The following is an 18176-nucleotide window of genomic DNA, read 5'->3' as shown; positions in this document are numbered from 1 at the left end:
CACTCCTCCTTAGCTCTTTTTTTGAATCATCACTCTATAATTATCATCAATCAATAGGTAACCATCATATTTATTACCTTCCTTATCCGAAAAACCTTTTATTAATGGACTTTTTTTACGTTTGATAAGGGTCTCAAATTGTTTGTCTGTAATTTTCTTCTCTCCCACAACAAATGGAATCACAAAATGACAACCACTATTAAAACCTTTACAACCATATCCATTTTTTCCTTTGACCATCTCATGAGTCTTACATTTAGGACATTTCCAAGGATCTGCTTCTTTATGCTCAACATGAACCACCCCCTCTTTATCGAGGACTAAAAAGCCTGAGAATTTCTCTCCTTTATCATCTTTAAAAGAGGAGACAACACCACTTTTACGCTTCTTCACAAGCGTCTCCATCTGTTTTTGAGATATTGCAGCTTTCGATATTTCAAAAGGAACAAGAAACGTGCAGCCTTCTTTAAAACGAGAACACCCCCATGCACCCTTTCCTTTCATCACGCTTCCATCTCCACAAACAGGACATGCTAAACGTGAATCTTTATCTGATTTAGCACTACTTTTTGTCTCTTTCATCTCTTTCTCATCCACAATATGAATGGTCTTAGATGCACCATACTTAACCCCTTGAATCGTATCCCAAACCATCTTTCTCAACTCCATTAAGAAGATAGAAGGATCATAATTACCTAATTCAATATCTCTCAACTTCTTCTCCCAAGTACCCGTAAGTTCGGCAGAAGTTAATAATTGATTCTCGATAGTCTGTATCAATTCAATTCCTGTTGGGCTCGCCATAACACGTTTCTTATCACGATAGATATACTTACGTCGAAATAGTGTCTCGATGATATTGGCACGAGTGGAAGGACGTCCAATCCCATTCTCTTTCATCAGATCTCGAAGCTCTTCATCATCTACACTTTTACCTGCTGTCTCCATTGCGCGAAGCAAAGTCGCTTCAGTATAATTCTTTGGCGCTTGAGTCTCTTTCTCTAAAAGATCGGGTTCATGAGGCCCCTGCTCTCCTTTCTCAAAAAGAGGTAACGCCTTATCTTCTTTATTGGTTCCACTAGGAAACAGAACTCTCCAACCAGGTCTCAAAATTTGCTTTCCTATCGTTTTAAACTCAATCTTATTTGAAACACCTTCTACTGTCGTATTCGATATTTCACAATCAGGATAAAATACAGCAATAAAACGCATGGAAACCATATGATAAACCTGCTTCTGCTCTTGGGTCAATCCACTTGGATAGACTCCTGTAGGAATTATTGCATGGTGATCCGTAATCTTCTTATCATCAAACACTTTTTTAGACTTTCTAAAAGGAGCTGACTGCAAAGGAGTAATTTGTTTGGTATAAACCTTTGAAAGGCTTCCCATAATAGAAGGAATCTTCTTGTAGATATCATTAGATAAGAAGGTCGTATCAACACGAGGATAGGTTGTTAATTTCTTTTCATAAAGAGATTGAATATATTTAAGAGTCTCCTCAGCAGTATATCCAAACTTCTTGTTGCACTCTACTTGAAGCAGGGTCAAATCAAATAACTTAGGGGGATGCTCTTTACCCTTCTTTGTCTCAATCTTGGTAACCTCAAATGGTGAATCCTTAATCTCTTCTAACTGTTTTTGAGCCTCTTCTTTATTATCAAAACGACCACTCTTTACATTAAAAACAGCCTCACGATAGGTCGTTTTAAGTTCCCAAAATGGGGTAGGCTTAAAATTCTCTATTTCTAAATGCCGCGATACCACTAGAGCCAATGTAGGGGTCTGAACACGACCAACAGAAAGTACTCCTTGTCCTTGACTAAATTTCAAGGTGTAAACACGAGTTGCATTCATGCCCAAAAGCCAATCCCCAATAGCACGAGCCATTCCAGCCTTATATAAAGGATCGAAATCATTTCCATCACGAAGACTCTCAAAACCATCACGAATCGCCTCTTCGGTAAGAGAAGAGATCCATAAACGTTTTAATGGTGCTTTTGATTTTGCCAAATGTAGAACCCAACGTTGGATTAATTCTCCCTCTTGACCAGCATCTCCACAATTTATTACCTCCTCAGCATTCTCTACCAAACGTTGAATTGTATTGAATTGCTTTCGAACTCCAGCATTATCAATCACCTTAATTCCAAATTTCAAGGGCATCATAGGCAAAGAGGCCAAAGACCAACGCTTCCATGAGAGGTCATAATCATGAGGCTCTTTTAAAGTACATAGGTGTCCGAAAGTCCAAGTTACTTGATAACCATTTCCTTCAAAATAACCATCTCGTCTTAGGGTTGCTCCTAAAACAGTAGCAATCTCTTTCGCCACACTAGGCTTTTCGGCAATACAAATCTTCACTATATATCTATTATTTATTACAACTCTTTAAAATCGACATCTTCAATATCTTTGGAAGATGCACCATTATATTTCCTCTTCATCTGTATATACAAACCAATTTGGTTTGCACCATACAAAACCAAAATACATCCAACAACCCATACAATAATACTAACCAATAGTTTCGGGAAAAACAATAAAATAACAGCAATAATCAGCTCGACTATTGCCGAAATCAAATAAAGTTTTGATGGATTAAAGTACTGCATTGTTTGAAAGTAGTTCAACCCCTGCCTAATACAAAGCAATAACAAGCCTAAACCCACGATAAACGATAGAATTTCCGTAAGCTGTATTGGAAAAACCACTAACACAAGCCCTATTAGAACACTTATATAAGACTCTGTACGCAATAAATTACGAAACGGCAAACTGATCTTTTTTGTATTAAAAAGAAGTCCAGAAAGTCCAATGACCAAAAAAAGTGAACCTATTAATATCAAAATTACCTTCGCTGTAATTCCTGGCACAAAAAGCATTACTGCCCCTAGTAACACTCCTAAAATCCCTCTAATGAGATTTCTTTTATGTTGTATAAAATGAAAATGTTTCATAATTACTTATTTTTCTCGATACGTTACACCTAAAAATAGACAAAATAGAGAACAACCACGGTCACAATCAGATACAAAAATGTCAAAGGGAATCCAATTTTTGTATAATCTTTAAATGAATATCCTCCAGGACCATAAACCATCAAATTCGTCTGATATCCTATTGGTGTCATAAAGTTCGCTGCAGAAGCAAATGCAACCAATAACACCAATGGTTCAGGAGGAATATGAAGATCCCTTGAAATGGTTAATACAATAGGAAACACAAGAGCCACTGCTGCCTTATTAGTAATTAAATTAGCCATCAATGAGGTTACCAAATAGATTCCTACGAGCAAACCCAAAACCCCCATAGGCATAAACATAGTAATAATAGATTGAGCAATTATTTTAGCCACCCCTGTTTTAGTCATTGCTACGCCCAAAGCAAGTGCTAGCGCAATTATCATTGCCAAATTTAGATCTAAACTCTTATATATATCCTTTGGTGAACAGATCCCCAACACGTTCATAAAAACCAATAAGAACAAGAGAGAGGTAAAAAGAGGAACAATACGAAATACAGATAACAATATAGACGCAATCAATCCAATAATAACCAATGCACTCTTATAAGGAGCTACTTTTCGATTCTCCAATACACTTGTAATTAAAAAGAAATCTTGAGAATTTTTACTCAAACGAATAAAATTCTGTCCTCCATATAGAAGTAGAGCATCACCAGCCTTCAGTTTCTCATATGTAATTTGCCCAGAAATTCTTTCTCCATTACGGTGCACAGCAATTACTGCTGCATCGTATTTCACACGAAAATTGGCCTCCAATACCGTCTTTCCAATCAGTGTTGAATTATGTGAAATAACAATCTCTACGACTTGTGTTACTTTGCGAGAAACCAACCCCTCTGCTCCAGGAAACCGTAACCCAGAATTAGATTGTGTTATCAAATCAGCAACAGTACTTGTATCTCCTGCGAAAGTTAAGATATCTCCAGTTAACACTTGTGTTTCAGGTGAAATTGCAGAGATATGTTTTTCCCCCCTCACAATCTCCACCATATAAAGTCCACGGAGATTCTTCAACTTGTCATCATTCATGCGTTTTCCCACCAATGGAGAGCCCTCATCCACTACCGCTTGAAGCAGATAATCTCTATTTGACTTTTGAAAATCTCCCATAGCATCCTTCTTATCCGGAAGGAGTTTATCGGAGAAAAAAACTAAATATAATATTCCTATTAAAATCATAGGGATCCCAACTATACTAAAGTCAAACATCTCAAGAGGTGCCAAACCCGGAAGAATGTCTTGTTCTGATAGCAAGCCATTTACGATTAAGTTGGTTGAAGTACCAATCAAAGTAGCACATCCTCCTAAAATTGCTGCATATGATAACGGAATGAGAAGTTTAGACGGTGAGATCCTATTCCTTCTACTCCAACTATCTACATAAGGCATCATAATCGCCACAAGTGGAGTATTATTAAAAAAAGCCGACATAACCGAGACAACTAAAGTCATTCTAAATACAAAACTATGATAGGTCTTACTCGAACGAAAAAACCAATCAAAGAATCGTTCAATCGTAGAACTTTGTCGAATCACATCTCCAATAAGCAGAAGAAGCAATATTACCGCTAACTGTTCATTGGCAAATCCGGACATTATCTCCTTTGGAGTTAGTATCCCAAAAACTGCCAAAACACTCACCGCTATTAAAAAGGTAAATGAAGGTCCCGTCCACTCAAAGTACAGAGATAGAACGATAAACAGCAATACAATAAATACTATGATGATATGAGATACCAATAAAAGATCTTTTCGTTAAACATTAGCTTCAAACGAAGATAATACTTTTTATTCCTCACAAAAAATTTGTGCTAAAAAAGAAGGTTACACTCTTCTACGCAAGATTCATAACCTTCTCTCATTAATTCCCTCAAGCACCTTATTTACAATATCCTCCATCCTAAAGAAACCGTCAACATATTCGATTTTTGGTCGAAAGAAATATTCTCAATCGATCCACTATCTACATTGGACAATCCCCATTCATAACGAGCATCTAAAGTAAACATTAAAAAATCAACTCCTAGACCTAACTGATATCCCCAGTCTGTTCCTGAAGGCTCAGAGATACTTCCTAAAGAACTTTCAAAATCAGAAGAACTATTGGTGTTAAAGATCATCACAGGTCCTGTAAAAGCATTCAGCTTCAAAACCTTTGCATTGAGCACTTTGTATCCAAACAAAATAGGAACATCGATGGTCTTCATCTTCAAATCATAATCTACACTTGATCCATCCTCTAGGCTATAGGTCGTAGTTCCTTTTCGCTTATTAAAATAAACCTCTGGTTGAATAAAATAACGTTTTTTCATGTGAATACGAGCAAATGCACCCACTGCAAATCCAGAACTATTAGTTGGATCAGAAGCAGAGATAGCATCAGACAAATCACTCGTATTAATATCAGAAGTGTTCCATCCAACCTTAAGACCTAAATCAAATGGCAAAAGTTGTGCTTTAGCTCCGAATGAAACGAAAAGAATTAAAGAAAGCAATATTAGTTTTTTCATAATTTTTAGTTTTAGAGAGATATAACTCGATTCATCTAAACAATCACATAAAGTAAATCCCATTACTTTATAAGAATACTTTTTTATTTCTCTCTCTTTAAACCAACATATATAGCATATGGTTCAATAATAATATCAAATGAACCATTATTATTAAATATTACTTTCTACATTCAACTCCATGAATAGATGTATTACACAACCAATTACTTTGTAAATTTTATTCTATTATTTAATTCATATCTCCTTCAATTTGTCTTTTCTAAAAGCAACAGTGTAAAACAAAAAGGTTGGAAATGGACAAGGAAGCAACAGTGTAATTCATGCGCGAACACTTATGGTCGTTACATCAATAAAACCCATTCGCACACACTTACCACTCGAATAATCAACCAAATACACCACAATCTATCAAAGAGGTAATATTCGATGATTATTCACCTCCTTTCGTTGAATATCGTTCCGATAGACGTGCAACTCTATTGCCTATACGTTCTCTAAATTCAATGGGTTCCAATACCTCCATCCGATCACCAAAAGAGAGTATTAGAGACTCCAACTCATAGTTTGGCACCACACAAATGCGTATGATCCCCTCCTCTTTTCGAAAACTTGACTGGGATGGATGAAGCGGTTTTGTAAGAATATAAGGAATTAAATCAAGGTCCACTTTCAATAGAATTTCCTGTTCAGGAATATCATGATGGGTTACTCCTACAATCTCTTCAAAGAAATCCTGGAAATCGACATCTACATTTTTACGATACGAACCATTTGTTCTCACTACTTTCTTAATCCGATCTAAAGAGTAGATACGAAGACAATCCTCCTGCATTCCCCATGCAAAAAGAAACCAACGATTATTATATTGCTTCAAAAGATAAGGAGACACCTCAACTTCAAAAGGCTCATCATAGTTAAATGGCTTATACAACAGTTTTATGGTCTGTTCTCGAACAATAGAATCGTAAAGCCCTGTCATAAAACCCCGACCTTCCAAATTTGGATTTTCATCAAACATCATGACACACTCTTTAGGGTCTATATTCAATGATTCGCGCAATCGAAGCATGATCTCATCTACCCAATATAGATGAGGTAATCCTTTGAACTGAGATAATGTCTGTAAAGCCTCGCGAAGATGATACTCCTCCCCCTCATCTAAAGGTTGATTAAAGATCATAAAATTAGGGTCATCATAATAGTAATATTCAGACTTTCCAATTCCACTTTGCCTTGTTTCAATAGGAGCATCAAACAACTCAGGCTTCTTCATATCTGCAATATCCCCTCGTAAAGTACGTTCTGATATCCCCGTGGATTTAGGATTAACACGAACAAGGGCTTTATTGCATGCTTCTAATAAATCATGAAAGGTATAATCTCTTGATCTACTTCTAAAACATCGATCTAGTGTCTTATAACGTATTATTGCATTTCGATTCGTCGACATAATCTATCTGGTTTTTCCTATATTATTTACCATAAATATAGTCGAAAAGAGATAATATCAGTTAGGGATGAATAAAATTAATTTAAAGGCTCCAACAAACTAAGCGTTCTTTTTTCTCTTTCTATAACGACGCAGCCATAAGGTAAGCCCACTAAAAACGACCAATAATCCAACAATGCCTGAAAGCGGAACAATCAGAATATAGAAATCTCCTAAAAGATCTCGAAAGATACGTCCTGTATGAACCTCTAAGGCCACACTCCACAAAGACATGGGAGACACTTCTTTCACTGAACTAGGCATCGCAGGGAAACGATGTCCTAAATTTGATTCTCTCACGCCTTTAAAATAATCCACAACAAACCGTTCTCCTGTCTCTCCATGAATCAAACCAGTCACAACATGACTTCCGACAGGACGTCCTGATCCACTATCTTTATATGGTTCTCCTGTCATGGCATCCAATATTTGAAAGATCTCTGGATTCCATCGATAGAGACCTTGAAAAGAGCCAATTAGAAAACTACCATCCCATTGTGGTTCAAAGACCGTTATCCCCATCACACTTACTGGTGGCTGAATAGCAAACTTGTGTAACGGAGCATCCCATAAATCCACCCTATAGATTCCATCAGAAGTAGCAACCATCATTCGATCTCTCAAACGATCATACTGGATATCCCGAAGCTTATCATCCCAACTATTCTTCTTATCTAAATGAGAATATGGAATAGGAGAAACTTCTCCTGACGCAATTGCAAGAATTAAAGGAGGACGAAGAAACATCCCAGTAAAAGTCAGAAAGGCAACAAAAATAAAAGACCAAATACCAACTTTATGATGTTTTCGGACACTCCATTTAAAAAGACCTACAGACCGATTAAGCTTCTTACCCTTTTGTCTCTTCTTACGTATCCATTTTGGGAGAAATAGATAGAAGATGCCAGTTACAGAAAGTAACATAAGAATTAATGCCAAAAAGTCAATAAATAATTTCCCAGGAAGACCGAATATTTCTCCTGAGTGTAGCTGCCAAACAGTCCGAAAAAGAGAGACTTTCTTGAGATATCCAACAGGGGCAGGCAAAACAATTTCCTCAAAAGAAGATCCAATAACTGGAGAAAAAGCTCGATAAAGATTCGACCTATTTGCAGCATAAAGCGTGTCACCAACATGGGTTAAACCGACAAAACGAGGTGCATCTGTCGACATTTTAAATTTATCCCATTTCCGTCTTTTAACATCCCAACAATAGAGTCCGGATCGCGTTGCAGCATATAGATTACCATTGGGTAGTCGCAGAATATCATTCACCTTACGATTATCCACCCCATCAGGAAAACCATTATTTATTGGACGATAATTACGATGTTCATGATCGGTAACCCAAACACCAATATTACCATAAACCAAGATACTATCTTTATTGACTCTTAAATCTCCTTTTAAGGCAGCATTATTCCAATGATTATATCTAAAAGAAGATGGAAGAAGCTTACGTGAAACATCCACAGAGGATATTGTATTACGATGATTCAAAAGAATACCAGAGACACCATAGTATATAAAGAAAAATGCCATAACTAATCCTGGCCAACGATGCAGCTTTTTACTCCTGTTCTTCATTACATTCTAATTTTTAATCAGAACAAATAAACGATCTAAAATCATAAAATCCAATCTTTTCTAGGGTTACCATTACATTAAACCTATCGTCGATTCTTTATTTTACTCCCATTTATACGATCACTCTGACATTATACTAGACATACAAAATGACTTACACACTTTTTGGGACAGTGTCCTCACTCTACCACAACAGAGTATCTTGTCACTCTTCATAAAATCAAAGAGCAAAGTATCTTGTTCACCAAACGTTGCAATCTCCAAAAGTTTATACTCCGACGAGGTGGAATAATAGTTTCCCACGACATTCATTAAGACCTCCTGTTCATTCGGCAGCACTTTTTGATAATAGATATCTACAGAACCACTTTTAAAAGTATCTGCAGCATCCTTGGTACCATCTCCCCCAACGGTCATATGATGATTCGTATATCGGTTCAAAGCATAAGTGGATGTGCTACATTTTTCGGACAATTAATTAAAGCACTTATCTTTACAATATGATTATAAGCAAAGGAAACGTTACAACAAAGAATTCAAGACAATGGCTGTTAACCTCTGTCTTAGTGGCAAATCAACAAGTGAGGTTGCTTCGGATATGGATCTTGATAGAAGAATGGTATATCGTTGGATTAATGAGCATTCTCAATTCAAAGAGAATAGTTTTAAAGGAAACGATAATCGAGTTCGCACATCTGAACAAGAAGAAATTAAAGCACTAAAAGCCGAACTTCGTAAAACACAAATAGAGCGAGATATATTAAAAAAGGCAGTGAGCATATTCTCCAAGAGCGACAGCACAAATATGAATTTATAGCAACGTTTAACAACCAATTTACTGTCGAGGATATGTGCCGTGTTATGCAAGTGAGTCGAAGTGGTTTTTATGATTGGTTATCAAGAGAAGAAGCTCCTAGATCTATTGCTATAAAGAAGGATACTATTCGTATTCGAGAAATATACGAACAATCTAAGTGCCGATATGGTAGTAATAAAATTACAGCAGAATTAAGAGTGCAAGGCGTTGTTACTTCAAGAAATAGAGTTGCAAGAATAATGAAAAACGAATCTATTAAAAGTATTGTAAATAAGAGATATAAGGTGCAAACAACTGATTCTAATCATTTAAATATAATATCAGAGAATCACTTGGATCGAAAGTTTACTCCTGCCGAACCATCGAAAGTTCGGGTCTCTGAAATAACCTATGTTCCAACAGACCAAGGATGGTTTTATTTAACAACTGTAATAGACCTTTTTGATCGAAAAGTAATTGGATGGTCTCTTTCTGATAATATGACCACGGAGTGTACAATACTTAAAGAATGGAGGATGGCTAAAATAAATCGTGATATTAAGCCAGGTATGATCTTTCATTCTGACAGAGGAGTACAATATTGAGCAAAAGTATTTCGAGATGAGTTAGTTAAAGATCGAATAAAACAAAGTATGAGCAGAAAAGAAAACTGCTGGGATAATGCAGTAGCAGAAAGCTTCTTTAAGATTATCAAATCAGAAATGATTGATCATAAATAATATCACTCTTATTTTCAGGCTAAAATAGACATAGTCAAATTCATTGAAATTTGGTACAATAGACAGAGAAGACATGCAACACTTGGTTATTTGACTCCTCTCGAATTTGGGAAACAGAAATATTTTAATGTGGCTTAATTAATTGTCCAATATTTTGTTGCATATCCAAAGTAAGCATTAGTACCTTCTTTGTGTCTTAAGAGAAAGGGAGTAAGCAATAATAAAACTAAAAACTTCATACTAACAATTTATAAAACATTAAAATTTAACAGATACCAAACGACTGGTAAAAATCATAAAATAGATCTCTTTCAAGCCAATATTTCAGGCAAGATTCGATCTCCTTCAATACTATCGCTTAATAACTTCAATCGTGTTCTATAAGCATTATGTGTTCATAAAAAAGGGGATATCAAAGAGATGGGCTGTCTCTCCCATCTCTTTTTCACTACAAGCTCCCACCGTTGAATTCAAAAACAGAGGATCTCGATAAGAGCTTTATATTAGAAAGTCTTCAACATCAACAAGACAAATCTGTTAATTTTTTACGTGATCACCAACCTTCATGGGGATCATCTTATGGGTCAATCCAGCAAATGTTTCGGCATCCACACTACGACTCTCTGTAAGTTTTCCCTTTTTGTCGAAGGAGAGGATACGATAATTATCTTGAACACTGCTAGTTTGCTTTATTTGTGGATCAATCAATGGTGTTCCTTCTACAATAGCCTTGTATTGACCATAAATCAATGGGATATACCAATATTTACAATAGATAACACCATCAAGCAAAGCAACACAGCCAGGAGTTGATTCAATGGCTCTGTCTAATGCCTCTTTAATATTCACCACTCCTGTAGGAAAACAGATGATGTAATGAATCTTGTCTGCGCCATCTACACGTTTAGGACCTCGTTGAAAATCTGCGCCATGCGTTAGATCTATATTCTTCGAAGAGATCATCGTAAAATCAAGCAATCGTTGGGTACAACTACTAAAAAGTGTGATTATAAATAGTAGCATCAAAGACAATGTAGTAAAACGTTTCATAGTTAATGATTTTAATTGTGTTAATTGAATTATTTATTTCGACAAGTATATTTATTGATTAAAGGCATCTCTGTCCTTCTTCTCCTTCTCCATTTCTCTTTTGTGTCTATTGGCTGTCGAACACAAAAAGGCTCCAAGTATTACAATACAGACCCCAACAAAGTTAGGAGGTCTACCAGTTATTATAAGAGTAGACATATCACCCAAAAATGCAAGTGTGCCAATCACTACAAAAAAGATTCCATATCCTTTCATATCGTTTTATTTTAATCTTTACAGTTTATTGAGTTAGCCTTTGATTTTTTACTAGAACAGCATATTACGATCCATCCAACAATCGGAGAGATTAAAAGAGACACTACAAAACTCCAACCATATCCGATTCGGTATTTCCGCCCCAACTTCCCGTTGTAATGAGATAACAATATTCGCAATGCAATGAATGATGTTAATAGTTTCATTTTTAGATATAAAAAGTTTTTAAATATAGATATTGATTCACCATGGCTCCAAAGCCTTTCGTTTTAGCCTATCGGGCATTCACTAAATTGAAGTCACCTAAAAAGCAGGTCTCCCAAACACCACAAAAAAATTATGAATCCTATTATTTGTCATTTGTGTTTATAAAATGAACCTCTGAGTTTTTACGAGAACAGAGTGTTATAATCCACGCAATTATCGGAGATAAAAAGAGAGATAACGAGAAACTCCAGCCATAGCCAATTTTGCGATTCTCTCCCATTCTTCCGATAGCAAAGGATATTAGCAATCGGAAAATAACAAATATTAGTATTTTCATATTTTAGATATAAATAGTTTAAACTTATAGATACTGACTAGCTTCCTCTTCCAAAGCCTTTAGCTTCTTATAGTCATCTTTGCCTTCAATTACTGCTTGAAAAATTCGTTCAGCATGTGCCTGTTTTTCTGGATCAGAGACAAAACGATCTGGATGGCACTTTCTTTTTAGTCGATCTAAACGTTCGCTACTCTGAAAAGAGCTTCTCATCACATTATCAAAATCCACAGCTTCGTTTAGTATCTCTTCCTTCTTTTTTTCCAATGCAGAGGGGTGTCTTTTTTTCATCCACAAAAGCAAAATAACCACAGCCTCTATTATCGAGACCCAGAACCATATATTGCCAAATATTGTCGATTCTGTAGTGGCCGAATCAGATACATTTTTCACTACATGCTGCAGTGTATCTTGAGTAGAAATTAGAAATAAGTATTTCATGTTCTTTAATTTAATGCCAAATAGTCTTTTAATTGCCAACGAAGACCATACTGCCCTTCATCTCCATGAATCTCTAGTGTGTCCCAACCAAGAACCACCAACTGTCGCATCAAATTGTCATTTGAAAGGATCACTGATCCGATCTGCTCCATCTCATTACGCTGTAGTTGACGACCTGAGAACGCCACAATACGAAAACCAGTCTTGCTCCAATGAGAAAATTGATGACGATATGAAGCATCTCCTTTCGAGATATCTGCTTTAAGTAACGAAGGAGCCATTCCCTGTATAAATGAGTGTCTAGCTGCAGTATTAAATTCTCGAATCAATTTGCGGCGATCCTTCTTATCATAAAACCAATCAATTATCCGATTCCAATAGTTTTCAAACATATTTCTCTATTTCAATTAAACATATTCACAAAGGTTAATTCATGTAGTTATAGAATAACACCCATAAAAACCTCAATTTTTAATAACTGAAACAAAGAAAAGGGACAGTTGTGCAGTCTACTTACACTGCAAAAAGAATTATCATAAAAATATTATTTTATACAGTAATGCTAAAACAAAGAAGAACACCACAGATGAATCTAGATAAGCGATTCACCATAGATCCAACAAATTGAACAGATCAATACAGTTTTTTTAATACGAAATGTCGCAACAATCTATCATCACCAATGGCTGCATCGATTAAATGACACATCCACCAATCGATACTTTAACGCCAGGGAGTTAGGAAGCTCCTGCTTCCATTAGTTTTTTAAACTAAATAGATACGGTGAATATTGCACGAAGTCTCATGCAATCTTGAAACACATCGACATTGAGGTTGCTGAGCTTGTCCAAGCACAGGGACCACCATTTGAAGAACGGGTTTCGTAAAAAATCGATTAAATCAAGAAGGTGTCAATATAAGGTTGCTAAGCTTGTCCAAGCACAGGGACCATCATTTGAAGAACGGGTCTCGTAAAAAATCGATTAAATCAAAAAGATATCAATATAAGGTTGCTGAACTTGTCCAAGCACAGGGACCACCATTTGAAGAACGGGTCTCGTAAAAAATCGATTAAATCAAAAAGATATCAATATAAGGTTGCTGAACTTGTCCAAGCAATCCTACTCTCGCTGGAACATACTCTCTGACGAGCAGCAAACTAAGTAACAAAATCATTACCGTCGTCTTAATCCTACTCTCGCTGGAACATACTCTCTGACTAACATTTTAAATTTTTACATTATGGCAACTATGTCTTAATCCTACTCTCGCTGGAACATACTCTCTGACTACTACCTGCGGATTTAAAAAAGTACACAGACGTCTTAATCCTACTCTCGCTGGAACATACTCTCTGACGTGGTGAAACAATTGGACTAGCAACGCAAAAAAAGTCTTAATCCTACTCTCGCTGGAACATACTCTCTGACTAATCAAGAATTTGAGAGAAGATTTTTAAATGGTCTTAATCCTACTCTCGCTGGAACATACTCTCTGACAATGTTTTTTGTAAGTGTGAGTAAGAATAACCAAGTCTTAATCCTACTCTCGCTGGAACATACTCTCTGACTAAGGGGTATGAACTCATTGAGTTCAACTGCTCAGTCTTAATCCTACTCTCGCTGGAACATACTCTCTGACCAAAAGAAAGCGTTTGTGGAAGAACCTTCGATAGTCTTAATCCTACTCTCGCTGGAACATACTCTCTGACATGACGCTAGATTTATATAATAAAACAGAGAGGGTCTTAATCCTACTCTCGCTGGAACATACTCTCTGACAGGCGATATCATCGTATTGCATGATATACACAAAGTCTTAATCCTACTCTCGCTGGAACATACTCTCTGACGACTAAGGAGATGTTTTTACATTTCATTGGCAAGTCTTAATCCTACTCTCGCTGGAACATACTCTCTGACGACGAAGACACAACCGCCTACTATACGAACGTAGTCTTAATCCTACTCTCGCTGGAACATACTCTCTGACTAACATTCTTTATATCATAGTCATGGCTATGATGTCTTAATCCTACTCTCGCTGGAACATACTCTCTGACATCAATTCTACATGACCGATGTCATGGTAGTGGAGGGTCTTAATCCTACTCTCGCTGGAACATACTCTCTGACGGATGGAGAACTATTGTAACTTCCAGTTTGGGACTGTCTTAATCCTACTCTCGCTGGAACATACTCTCTGACGATTGGATGGTTTATCTCTATCAGATCTCTTTGGTCTTAATCCTACTCTCGCTGGAACATACTCTCTGACCAATAGAGCGTAAAGGCTACGAGTTGATAGAATTGTCTTAATCCTACTCTCGCTGGAACATACTCTCTGACAGTGCAACACCATTATTGGGGGAGTATAACAATAAGTCTTAATCCTACTCTCGCTGGAACATACTCTCTGACATCTAGGTCAGATATAATGAAATTAGCTAAAGAAGTCTTAATCCTACTCTCGCTGGAACATACTCTCTGACCAACAAACCTCCGTACTTACATGGAAAACCTTGGTCTTAATCCTACTCTCGCTGGAACATACTCTCTGACTTTTGCACGAAATTCACCAGATACAGGGGAAGAGTCTTAATCCTACTCTCGCTGGAACATACTCTCTGACACCGAGGATGGTTTCTATCATTCCAAGGATATGGAGCTGTCTTAATCCTACTCTCGCTGGAACATACTCTCTGACAAAAGATGAAGCTGTCGAGATCTCAGACGGGATCGTCTTAATCCTACTCTCGCTGGAACATACTCTCTGACTGCAAGTTGGAGTTCTACTACTCAAAAGTAGAGGTCTTAATCCTACTCTCGCTGGAACATACTCTCTGACGCAAAATCATTCTACAATGTAGAGTGGAGGCTGTCTTAATCCTACTCTCGCTGGAACATACTCTCTGACAGATAGAAAATTAAAATGCTGATTATCAGCACTATTTTTATAGCATAGCATTAAAAACGGCCGTTTTTTTACAATATTTAACACTCTTCCTAGAGCGCACAAAAGTAATAAATAATTCAACATTAAAAAGATGTTATTTAGCAGTATATTATAATTCAATAAACAGCTATTTTAAACACTCTATCATTAATTCAAATATATACAAAATTATATCTACATAAAGCAATTTATCACAAAAAAGATCTAGTATTGTTACCAAATTGCAACAATACTAGAAATAAATATAACTAATCGACCACTCTTAGATATAACGAACCATTGATAAAGGATCTAAATGAAACGAATCAGAAAAAAAGAGTATTACGATTTCTCAAAATAACATCAAAATCGACATTCTCTCCAATAATCTTCATTGCACGCATTTCATCAGAAGAGACAGGAACCAATAGAATGCTATCCTTATTCTCGTAAAACTCTTGTATCTCTTTCAGGGCAGTAGCAATTTCATTGTACTGTTTTCTTTCCAAGCGACCAAGAAAGATGGATTTCTGCACTCGATGACACCCTTTCTTCAACAAAAATTTAGACACTTGAGTTCTCACCCTATTATCTTCAATATCATACATCACAAAAAAGATCATTTCATTATGTTTTAATCTACTTTTTGACAAACCCAACATCTCTTGAATACGTTGATCAAGGGACTTTAACGACTCCTCATCTTTCTGATCCTCCCCTACTACAACAGGTTTAATTCCAGCCTCTTTTATCCTTTGTATCTTCTCATAAAAGGTTAACTCTTTTCGTTTTTTAGCCATAGACCACCTCTTCTATTGCCCTACACACCAACTCATTTAAATCAGGATCAGTACCACGTTTAGGAGTCTTAACAATCGTAAAACCTCTTTTCCCATAAAAGAGATTCACCTCCCCTCTCTTAGAACCAACAGAAACATAATATTTCTTTCCATATTGAATTGAAGCCACCTGATCGACAACAAATCCCATAAACTGCAGACGATCAAGTAACGTTTCTTGTATAGCCTCAACCTCGTCAGGAACAAAATAGGTTTTCTTCACTCTCACTTTTTGAGACGGATTGAGACGTTCTCTAATTTTTTGCATCATCTCATCTCCAACAGGAGTTCGCTTCTCCTTCTCTTGTTTATCTGCCTCACACTTTTCAAAAGCCAACTCTTTCTCAATATGACCAACAGTTTCTCTATCTTCAAAGTTTACAAAACGATCCATTACCACTGATTCACAATTCTCTCTAAAGAAAATATTTGGATCATGACTAACAAAACATGCACGAGTCACATCACAAGTTTTTTTATCCACCACATCATCCAACTGATGTAAAGTCCCGAAATAAGTAGCAAACAATTTATAGAATATCGTAAACTTCTGAGAGTCATCACAAGGTTCTGAAAGACAAAACAACACCTTTAAGCCATCTCCTCCAGGAGAACTAAAAATCATCTTCACTTGACTATCCTGGGACAACTTCTGTTTAATGCCATCACAAGTAAAGCCACGTTCTACCAAATGATCTAGATCTAGAATAAAATACTGTATCGAAGCAAAATTGTCTTTCTTACGTATTGCAGGAACAAATGTCGCAGTAACAATATAAGGGAGTTCCGTTTTCAGTGTTCGATAACGATCAATAGATATTTGCTGCACCTGTCTCAAACGTTCAATCAAAGAAACAATCTGAGGTTTCGGATTTGCAATAGCACGTTTCAAATAGTCCACATCTACCTTTTGTAATGGATCATGAACCTGTTTTATATTTCTTCCTGCGTAAATCATCTCTCTGGATTATATTGTAAAAATGATTGAGCCAACTGTTCACAAAAACGATGAAGGTGAATCATTCGACTTCTAGCTACACCAGCAACAGTAATCACTTCATCAAAATAGTCATTTAGAGACTGTATCAGAATACGCTTACCTAAAGCATCCAACCAAACACTTCCATCTTCTTTTATTCGATACCCCTCAACAGGAATCGCTTCTTGGGTAGCCAAAGAGATCACCACAAAGTCAACCCATATACGAAAACGTTCAATCACATCATACACCAAAACTGGACGATTATAATCATCACGATGAAACATTCCGACATAAGGGTCAATACCCGCTTTAATTAATGCCCCTTCTACTTTGCCATAAAGAACCCCATAACCATAATTCAGCAAACAATTGAACAGATCCATTGCTGGGTGCTGTGAACGAGCTTCATAACGCATAGATTCAGGCATAAAGAGTTGAATTGTCTTCCAATAAGCACGAGAAGCCACCCCCTCCCAACCTCGTAAAGAAGCAGCAATATCGCTCACCACCTCCCCTTCTAAAAGGGAGATCTTAGAACGATAGTCCTCCAACTTAGTCACACAACCATTCACTGCAGCCTCCATCTCCGAAGAAGTAGGAGTCAGAGCCAACAACAAAGCTTGCTGATTGCCTATCTTCTCTTGTTGTATTGCTTTCACCCAATCCACCGCCTTACAACTAAAAGTAAAATCCAATTGGTTTCTTCGTATGGTAGACACCGAACCATAGCGATGGCTCCACACCCTTCCCACAGGAGAACCTTTCGTATCCACAAAAAGCACATCGATTTGGTTTTCGATAGCCAATATTGCGGCATCGCTTGTAATCATCGCCCCTTTAGAGATCGTGATACACTTCACCCCCTTAGGATGAACACGTTGTTTTCCATCTGGATGCACAACCACAAACGAGTCAAGGTCTTTGGTTAGAGTTGTGCCATAAGTATTTAAAATTAGGTCCATAAAGCAAAAGCATTAACCC

The 18176-nt window shown here is 36.8% G+C and carries 17 protein-coding genes and 1 CRISPR repeat array; of the genes, 2 read left to right on the top strand and 15 right to left on the bottom strand.

The genetic code is table 11. The annotated features are described in order from the left end of the window. Positions 1 to 9: 9 nt before the first annotated feature. From K4L44_06685 to K4L44_06655, 7 genes are all read right to left on the bottom strand, one after another. Positions 10 to 2364 carry a DNA topoisomerase 3 gene (locus tag K4L44_06685; protein QZE15512.1) on the bottom strand — a complete coding sequence of 785 codons (2355 nt, stop codon included), beginning with the start codon at positions 2362 to 2364 and terminating at the stop codon, positions 10 to 12. A 17-nt stretch (positions 2365 to 2381) separates the two neighbouring features. Beyond that, on the bottom strand, positions 2382 to 2960 hold the full coding sequence (locus K4L44_06680) for a DUF308 domain-containing protein (protein ID QZE15511.1): 579 nt from the start codon (positions 2958 to 2960) through the stop codon (positions 2382 to 2384). 29 nt (positions 2961 to 2989) lie between these two features. Continuing rightward, positions 2990 to 4768 (bottom strand): SLC13 family permease, encoded by a 1779-nt coding sequence (locus K4L44_06675; GenBank protein ID QZE15510.1) that lies wholly within the window; start codon positions 4766 to 4768, stop codon positions 2990 to 2992. A 143-nt stretch (positions 4769 to 4911) separates the two neighbouring features. Then, positions 4912 to 5538, bottom strand: a complete 627-nt coding sequence (locus tag K4L44_06670) for a PorT family protein (protein ID QZE15509.1) — start codon at positions 5536 to 5538, stop codon at positions 4912 to 4914. 433 nt (positions 5539 to 5971) lie between these two features. After that, positions 5972 to 6991, bottom strand: a complete 1020-nt coding sequence (locus tag K4L44_06665) for a WYL domain-containing protein (protein QZE15508.1) — start codon at positions 6989 to 6991, stop codon at positions 5972 to 5974. 99 nt (positions 6992 to 7090) lie between these two features. Beyond that, a complete protein-coding gene (locus K4L44_06660) occupies positions 7091 to 8617 on the bottom strand; it encodes a PepSY domain-containing protein (GenBank protein ID QZE15507.1) in 1527 nt (508 codons plus the stop codon). A gap of 120 nt (positions 8618 to 8737) precedes the next feature. Further along, positions 8738 to 9034: a hypothetical protein gene (locus tag K4L44_06655; protein QZE15506.1), complete on the bottom strand. Its 297-nt coding sequence runs from the start codon at positions 9032 to 9034 to the stop codon at positions 8738 to 8740. A gap of 127 nt (positions 9035 to 9161) precedes the next feature. Here K4L44_06655 and K4L44_06650 point away from each other — a divergent pair, with 127 nt between their 5' ends. Beyond that, entirely contained in the window at positions 9162 to 9434 is a 273-nt protein-coding gene (locus K4L44_06650; GenBank protein ID QZE15505.1) for a hypothetical protein, read from the top strand. Continuing rightward, a complete protein-coding gene (locus K4L44_06645) occupies positions 9377 to 10018 on the top strand; it encodes an IS3 family transposase (GenBank protein QZE15965.1) in 642 nt (213 codons plus the stop codon). Before K4L44_06650 ends, K4L44_06645 begins: the two co-directional genes overlap by 58 nt. 672 nt (positions 10019 to 10690) lie before the next feature. Here K4L44_06645 and K4L44_06640 read toward each other — a convergent pair. The 8 genes from K4L44_06640 to cas1 form a co-directional block, all read right to left on the bottom strand. Further along, the gene (locus K4L44_06640) at positions 10691 to 11203 is read right to left on the bottom strand and encodes a hypothetical protein (protein QZE15504.1); all 513 of its coding nucleotides are present in this window, start codon (positions 11201 to 11203) and stop codon (positions 10691 to 10693) included. A 51-nt stretch (positions 11204 to 11254) separates the two neighbouring features. Next, entirely contained in the window at positions 11255 to 11458 is a 204-nt protein-coding gene (locus K4L44_06635; protein ID QZE15503.1) for a hypothetical protein, read from the bottom strand. 349 nt (positions 11459 to 11807) lie between these two features. Further along, the gene (locus tag K4L44_06630) at positions 11808 to 12002 is read right to left on the bottom strand and encodes a hypothetical protein (GenBank protein ID QZE15502.1); all 195 of its coding nucleotides are present in this window, start codon (positions 12000 to 12002) and stop codon (positions 11808 to 11810) included. Between the two features lie 24 nt (positions 12003 to 12026). Then, on the bottom strand, positions 12027 to 12440 hold the full coding sequence (locus K4L44_06625) for a hypothetical protein (protein QZE15501.1): 414 nt from the start codon (positions 12438 to 12440) through the stop codon (positions 12027 to 12029). 5 nt (positions 12441 to 12445) lie between these two features. Continuing rightward, a complete protein-coding gene (locus K4L44_06620) occupies positions 12446 to 12832 on the bottom strand; it encodes a hypothetical protein (protein ID QZE15500.1) in 387 nt (128 codons plus the stop codon). 720 nt (positions 12833 to 13552) lie between these two features. Beyond that, a CRISPR array of direct repeats spans positions 13553 to 15356; the repeat unit is 37 nt; unit sequence GTCTTAATCCTACTCTCGCTGGAACATACTCTCTGAC. Between the two features lie 344 nt (positions 15357 to 15700). Further along, a complete protein-coding gene (gene cas2, locus K4L44_06615; protein ID QZE15499.1) occupies positions 15701 to 16174 on the bottom strand; it encodes a CRISPR-associated endonuclease Cas2 in 474 nt (157 codons plus the stop codon). Continuing rightward, on the bottom strand, positions 16167 to 17171 hold the full coding sequence (locus tag K4L44_06610) for a hypothetical protein (GenBank protein QZE15498.1): 1005 nt from the start codon (positions 17169 to 17171) through the stop codon (positions 16167 to 16169). The genes cas2 and K4L44_06610 overlap by 8 nt, the downstream gene beginning before the upstream one ends. Beyond that, entirely contained in the window at positions 17168 to 18157 is a 990-nt protein-coding gene (gene cas1 / locus K4L44_06605; GenBank protein QZE15497.1) for a CRISPR-associated endonuclease Cas1, read from the bottom strand. Before cas1 ends, K4L44_06610 begins: the two co-directional genes overlap by 4 nt. Positions 18158 to 18176: the final 19 nt, after the last annotated feature.

This window comes from Prolixibacteraceae bacterium (genome assembly GCA_019720755.1).
Lineage (GTDB): Bacteria > Bacteroidota > Bacteroidia > Bacteroidales > Prolixibacteraceae > Halosquirtibacter > Halosquirtibacter laminarini.
Note: the sequence above shows the minus strand (reverse complement) of the source record. Positions and strands in the feature narration are given on the sequence as shown.